The sequence below is a fragment of the Elusimicrobiota bacterium genome (assembly GCA_041660185.1).
Taxonomy (GTDB): Bacteria; Elusimicrobiota; Elusimicrobia; order 2-01-FULL-59-12; family 2-01-FULL-59-12; genus JBAZWU01.
Map to the genome: position 1 here is coordinate 1 of JBAZWU010000025.1, position 6,396 is coordinate 6,396.

The following is a 6,396-nucleotide window of genomic DNA, read 5'->3' on the forward strand; positions in this document are numbered from 1 at the left end:
GGGCCCAGCGACTACGGCCCCGAGGATCCTCCCGAGCAGATTTACTTCCAGGCCAATTTCATGCCGACCTATGCCCAGCGGACCTACCGCACCAGTACCCTCCGGATTGAGTTCTTTCAGCCCTGATATCCCTGTCTGAAACGCTTCTGATATAATCCCCGCAATGCATTTCCGTCGTTTTATAGGCACTTTTTTGACGGTGAGTTTCTGGGCTTCGTTTCTGCTTGCCCAGCCGGTTCCTAATCTGAATTCAGGCCCTGCGGTCCTTGTCCTTTATGACGGATTGGACCAGCCGCGCAATGTCGGGCGTCTCGATGCGTTCTACCTTGGGAACCTTCTGGGCCATTTCACCACTCGCCGGACGATCCATTCCATTGAAACTTACCAGGCTGGCGAATGGAAACAGTATGACGCTGTTTTTGTCATGATTTACCAGAAGCGCTACGACGTTCCTTCCGTCTTTATCGACGATATCGCTCGCAGCCCCCGAACTTTCTGCTGGCTGGGCAACCAGGTCGGGCAGCTTGATCGCCGAGGATTTCTGAAGAAGCATGGGCTGAGATTTATACGTTTTTTCGATCGAGTTAAGTTCACGCATGTTTTTTATAAGGGCCAAACCCTGGTTAAGGGCGATCCAGAAACCAATTGGTTGGCGGTACGAAATCCTGATCTTGTCAAAGTCCTTGCGACAACGACCAGTCGTGAAAACAAGCGAATTCCTTATGCCATGCAAAGTAAGAATTTCTGGGTTTTTGCGGATTCGCCTTTCTCCTACTCCGGTGAAAATGATCGCTACTTGGTTCTTTGCGACTTGCTTCACGATATTCTGGGTATATCGCATGTCGAAAACCATCCAGCCCTGCTTCGTATCGAAGATATTAATGCCATGTCCGTTCCGAAAGACTTGGACGCCACTCTTCGGGTGATCCGCCGGCACAAAATTCCTTTTTCGTTTGGTTTTGTGCCCATGTATGTGAATCCGGAAGGTCGGCAGGAGTTCCGTATGGCCGACAAGCCGGAGGTAGTTCGTCAAATTGGGCGCTACATCAAAGCCGGCGGGGTCCCCATTCTTCACGGGTTTACACACCAATACCGTGGCGTCAGCACGGATGACTATGAGTTCTGGGACGACTTGAGTGACCGACCCGTCCGAGGAGATTCGGAAACCTTTGCGACTCGCCGAATTACCGATGCCATCAAAGAGGCTTTAGCGCTTGGGGTTTACCCGGCGGTTTGGGAAACGCCGCATTATGCGGCGTCTCCCCTGGACTATCGGGTTTTCCGTCGATTTTTTAATACGGTTTTTGAACGCCGTCTCGCCGGGCCCAGCCTCGATTCCGACCAATTTTTCCCGTATCCGGTGGTTGATATGAATGGGCAATATGTCATTCCGGAGAGCCTGGCGTATATCCCGATCGATGACCAGCGCATTGAGCCAATTCTCCAGGCGGCGGACGCGGAGCAAGTGGTGCGGGATGGCTACGCGAGTTTCTTTTTCCATCCCTTTCTTAAACCCCAGCTGCTGGATGAAATTATTGCGGGAGTTAAGAAGAGAGGATTTACGTTTATTGATTTACGAAGCTTTCCGAATGAGATGAATTGCGAAGGCCATCTTGTGAAGACCGGCAGCGGCCCCGTTGAGATTGCCGGGCATGGCCGGTTTCTGAATGAATACGTGCTGGGTCCCAGGGGGCAGGAGTTATCCAGGCGTTCGGAGGAAGTGCCTCCGCAGGCCTTGCTGAAGCGACAGGTTCATGTTCTGGAAGGCCAGACGTATGTCGCGCGGCGGCAGGATGTTCCGGCTCCCGGAGTCTTCAAAAAGTTGTGGCACCTGGCCAAAGGAGACTTGTCCGTGCTTCAGCGAAAGCTGGAGTCGGTTTTAGCACCGCATACGGTTCGAAGTCCGGTCAAGACCATTATTCTTTGGAATGCGAAAGCCAAGGGCGAGGGAGCCATTGATCAAGAGAGTTTTTGGTCCACCTTTACCAACCTTGGATTCGATGTTGATAAAATTGATTACACACGGTTCATTGAAGAAGATTTAGGGCCATTCACGATGCTGGTCATTCCTTGGGCCACGGCCAAATCGCTCCCCCAGAATGTCGTCGAGCGTATTGTGACGGCGCTTAATGGCGGGATCACGCTTATTACAGACGGGGAAAGCCCGATCAGCCAGGAACTGGGTATTCGCCTGGAGGGTCCCATCCCCGTTCAAATTCTTCAGGATCATTTACTGATGAATCAGGAGACACGCTGGGCGGATCGGCCCCTGACGTGGTGGATCGCTGAACCATCGCCTAAGGAAGCGTCTGTTTACTACTCGGATCGGGAGTCTCAGCACCCCTTGGTCATCAGCAAACGTCAGCGGGAGGGGCGGTATCTGTACTTTGCTCCGCTTTTTGATTCGCTGACCGGAAAAGGGTATGCACGGTTCCCCAATCTTCCGCAAATTCTCCTGAATGAACTCCACGTCAGCCCGATGGGGACTCGAATAGGTGCCGATGTCTATTTTGACCCCGGTTATCGACAGAATATCAGCATTGAAGTGCTGGCGAAGATGTGGCGGCGTTCAGGGATTCGAGCCGTTCACGTAGCGGCCTGGCACTTCTATAACAAATACACCTACGACTACGCCCGGCTGGTCAAGGTGGCTCACCAGAACGGCATCCTGGTTTATGCGTGGTTTGAGTGGCCGCACATCAGTAAACAATTTTGGGAACAGCATCCCCATTGGCGCGAAAAGACAGCGTTGTTAGCGGATGCGCAGGTGGACTGGCGTTCCCCGATGAATCTGCAGGATCCGGCTTGTCTCAAAATGGTTTTGTCCGATCTGCGGAATTTCATGAGTAAATTCGATTGGGATGGGGCGGATATCGGTGAACTGACGTTCGAATCCTTGTCCGGCCCGGAGCGTCCGAACCTTTTCACGCCGCTCAATAACCAGGCCCGCCGAGAGTTTGAAGCGCTTCAGCATTTTGACCCGGTGGAGCTTTTTCAGAAGGATTCGGCCCACTATTGGGAGAGGGATCCGGCCGGGCTTCAGGCGTTTTATGACTACCGGCGGGCCGTCAACACCCGGCTGTTGAAGACGTTTCTGGACTTTTTCCAGAAACTCGGCAAAGAACAGAACCGCCAGTGGGAAATTATCGTCACCATGCTGGATGCGGCCACCCATCCCGAATTGTCCGATTATCTGGCGATTGATCTCCCCCGGACCATTGAATTGGTCAATCACACCGGGGCGACGCTTCAAGTCGAGGACCCCGCCTCGGATTGGTCGAGCGCTCCGGACCGCTATACGCGAATTGGAGAGCGCTACAAAAAGATCCCGTTGCGCAAGCCCTTTATGATCGATATCAATGTGTTGGATGTTCATGACCCTGACCTGAAAGGGTATCCGTCTCAAAAGGCATTCCCGACTCTGAAACCGACAGGAGTCGAACTGATTCAACTCTGGCATGCTGCGTCCGATCAAGCGTCTCGAGTCTGTTTTTATGCGGAATCGACGATCAATGAACCGGATTGGGAAATCATGCCGTTTGCGATGGCCGGCCATGCCTCCGCCCGGTGGGAGAATGATCATTGGGTGGTCCAAACGCCGAACACCATTCGTTTGGATGTCGGACGCGACAGCCGAAAGTTTCGTTTGGACGGGAAACCCTGGCACTGCGCTGAAAAAGGCAGTGTCTGGATTCCGGCAGGGGAGCATACCTTGTCTTTTTCCCGCAAGCAGCATTCGTGGTTTGATGCCAGCCAGTTGGAAACCCATCTGATTTCGATCTCGGGTGAGCTGGTGACGAGCGAGCGGCTCGCTCGCGGTCTGGCGGTGACGTACGACTCCCCCAGTCGCTGTGCGTTGATGTTCAATAAAATGCCTTACAAGACCACCCTGGATGGCCAGCCGGCCAAACTGTCTTCCATCCGGGGAGATGACGGCTATACCGTGCTGGCGCCGCCTGGACGTCACCGGCTGGAAGTGATTTGTGAAACCCCTGTTCTATACCTTGTGGAATTTACGAGTCTCGTCAGTGCTTCCCTCATCGTCATTTTTGGTTTGGCTTCCAGTGGGTTGCTGGCTATTTTGATTTTCTTTATTATCCTGAACCGGCGGACCAAGGGTGTTCGGTCTCGTGTGTTGAACCGTTTCCAGAAGGGGACAAAATGATCTCGGGCATCCCGATCGATATTCTCTTTATCGTCAGTGTTCTTCTGATCTGGTTCATGCTCATGTACCAGTTTGTCCTGGCCTTTGCCGGCTATCTCTACAGCCGTGAGTCGGCGCGAGAACAGGTCCAGCTGGATGACTCGAATCTGGATTTACCGCCACTCTCGATTCTAATTCCGGCCCATAACGAAGAGATCGTCATTGAGCGTACGCTGAAGGCCCTGCTGGCCTCAGATTACCCGCCGGATAAAATTGAAGTTATCGTTCTAAACGATGGGTCCACCGATCGAACGGCGGAAATTGTAGAACGTCTGGCCCAGCAGCACCCGCAGATCCGTCCCATCCATATCCCACGAGAAGAAGGGGGAAGAGGAAAAGCTGCTGTCTTAAACTGCGGCGTGAAACTGGCTCGGCACAGCTTGATCGCTATCTTTGATGCCGATAACCAGCCCGAGCCCGAGTCGCTGCGCTATCTGGCGGCGCAGTTCGTCATGGAGCCCACGCTGGGGGCGGCCCTGGGAAAATTCCGGACGCAGAACCGGAACCGCAACCTGCTCACGCGCTTTATCAATATTGAAGGCTTGAGTTTCCAGTGGATCGTCCAGGCCGGACGCTGGAAGTTGCTCAAGATCGCCACGCTCCCGGGCACCAATTTTATCGTCAGAAAAGAAGTGCTTCAGGACGTGGGGTTATGGGATGAAGAAGCCCTGACGGAAGATGCGGAACTCTCCCTGCGGATTCTGGAAGCCGGTTTCCGGATTAAGTTCGTTCCCTACGCGGTGACCTGGGAACAGGAGCCGGAAGACCTGCATACCTGGTTCCAACAGCGGACCCGCTGGGCGCGGGGGAGTTTCTATCTCATGAGGAAATTTCTCGCGGGCATCGAGACGGCGAAGAATAAGGCGCTGGCGCTCGAAGTGTTTTACTTCCTGTGCCTGTACTACGTTTTTGTACTGGCCATTGTGTCGTCCGGGCTGCTGTTCATCCTAGGGTTGTTCGGACTGATTTTTATTCCGGTGCCGGGCCCGTATCTTGAAGTCTGGCTGATGGCGTATCTGCTCTTTGTGACCGAGATCGTGCTGATGCTGCTGCGGGAACCCGAAGAAGACTCGATCTCCAATATTTTCTATACGATGGCGATGTACTTCACTTACTGCCAGCTCTGGCCTTTTGTGGTGGCGAACGCCTTTTACCTGGAGTTCATCAAAGGGGAAAAGCGCACCTGGGTCAAAACGAAGCGCTTTAAAACTTCCGCTGTTTAACGGATACCCGCACCCTCGCTTGTCCGACCTAGCGGCCGTCCTGCTTGCCCTCTCCCTCAGCAGGGAGAGGGCGATGATACCCACGAAAATCTAACACTCCCTCCCCCTGCGGAGGGGGAGGGCTGGGGTGAGGGTTCTAGATTAGCCGATACTCGGGAAGAGAAAAGGAATTTTAGGACTTTCGAAGCGGAGCAGAATTCCTACCCGGGGCCCGTCGCGGTTCATGTGACGGGAGTTAAAGAGGCGATATCCGATGGTGACGTGAACGGGCCCCAGCCGGTACCAGATCCCCTGATCCATATCCAAGATCACATCTCCGGTGAACAGATTGGCTTCGGTCCGGTGATAAAGCGCCCAGCGTTTTGAGAGTTCGTGTTCTCCGACGATCGCCACCGCCGGGCCCAGGCGATTGCCCAGCACCGCTCCCATCAAATCAAGTTCCCAGAGGTGCCGGCCGCGTTTGATGCCGACATCCGCTCCCCAGTTCCAGAGGAGTACGGCGGTATCCGGGTTATTGGGATCCCCGATGTATAAATTCTGGTTAAAATGGCTGACTCCCGTCAGCATGCCCACAAAGGCGTTGACATCCGGGTCGAGATAGCGGGTTCGTAGCCGGAAGGTCTGGGCCCCGCGGCCGTAATAGTTTATGCGTTCAACGAACCCCTCGACGTCCAGTGTGCGTATGAATTGAAAGCCCGCTGGAACTTCCGGTTCCCGCTTTAAAAGATCAGCGCCGAAGGAAACCGACGCGACGAGGGCTAACACCCCGGCCATGCGTCCGCTCAGAGAAAGAATTCGCATGCGTTCCTATTGAGCCGGTCCGCCCGGGGATGAGGCGGCCGGCGCCTCATAACGGGAGAAAAGGGCGTTATTCTTGCCGCTGTTCTTGACCTGGTACATCAAGTTGTCCACCAGACGGATCATTTCTTTCAATGACGGAGGAGGGACGTCAAACGTTAATACTCCGAA

General features: G+C 54.0%; 3 protein-coding genes. 2 read left to right on the forward strand and 1 reads right to left on the reverse strand.

Going from position 1 to position 6,396, the window contains the following annotated elements:
- Positions 1-163: 163 nt before the first annotated feature.
- A complete protein-coding gene (locus WC859_10650) occupies positions 164-4,165 on the forward strand; it encodes a polysaccharide deacetylase family protein (protein ID MFA5976605.1) in 4,002 nt (1,333 codons plus the stop codon).
- Positions 4,162-5,427, forward strand: coding sequence for a glycosyltransferase family 2 protein (locus tag WC859_10655; GenBank protein ID MFA5976606.1), 1,266 nt, complete (start codon positions 4,162-4,164; stop codon positions 5,425-5,427). The genes WC859_10650 and WC859_10655 overlap by 4 nt, the downstream gene beginning before the upstream one ends.
- Positions 5,428-5,568: 141 nt before the next feature.
- Here the strand turns inward: WC859_10655 and WC859_10660 are convergent, their stop codons facing one another.
- Complete coding sequence (locus tag WC859_10660) at positions 5,569-6,228, reverse strand: hypothetical protein (GenBank protein MFA5976607.1); 660 nt, start codon at positions 6,226-6,228, stop codon at positions 5,569-5,571.
- Between the last annotated feature and the right edge of the window lie 168 nt (positions 6,229-6,396).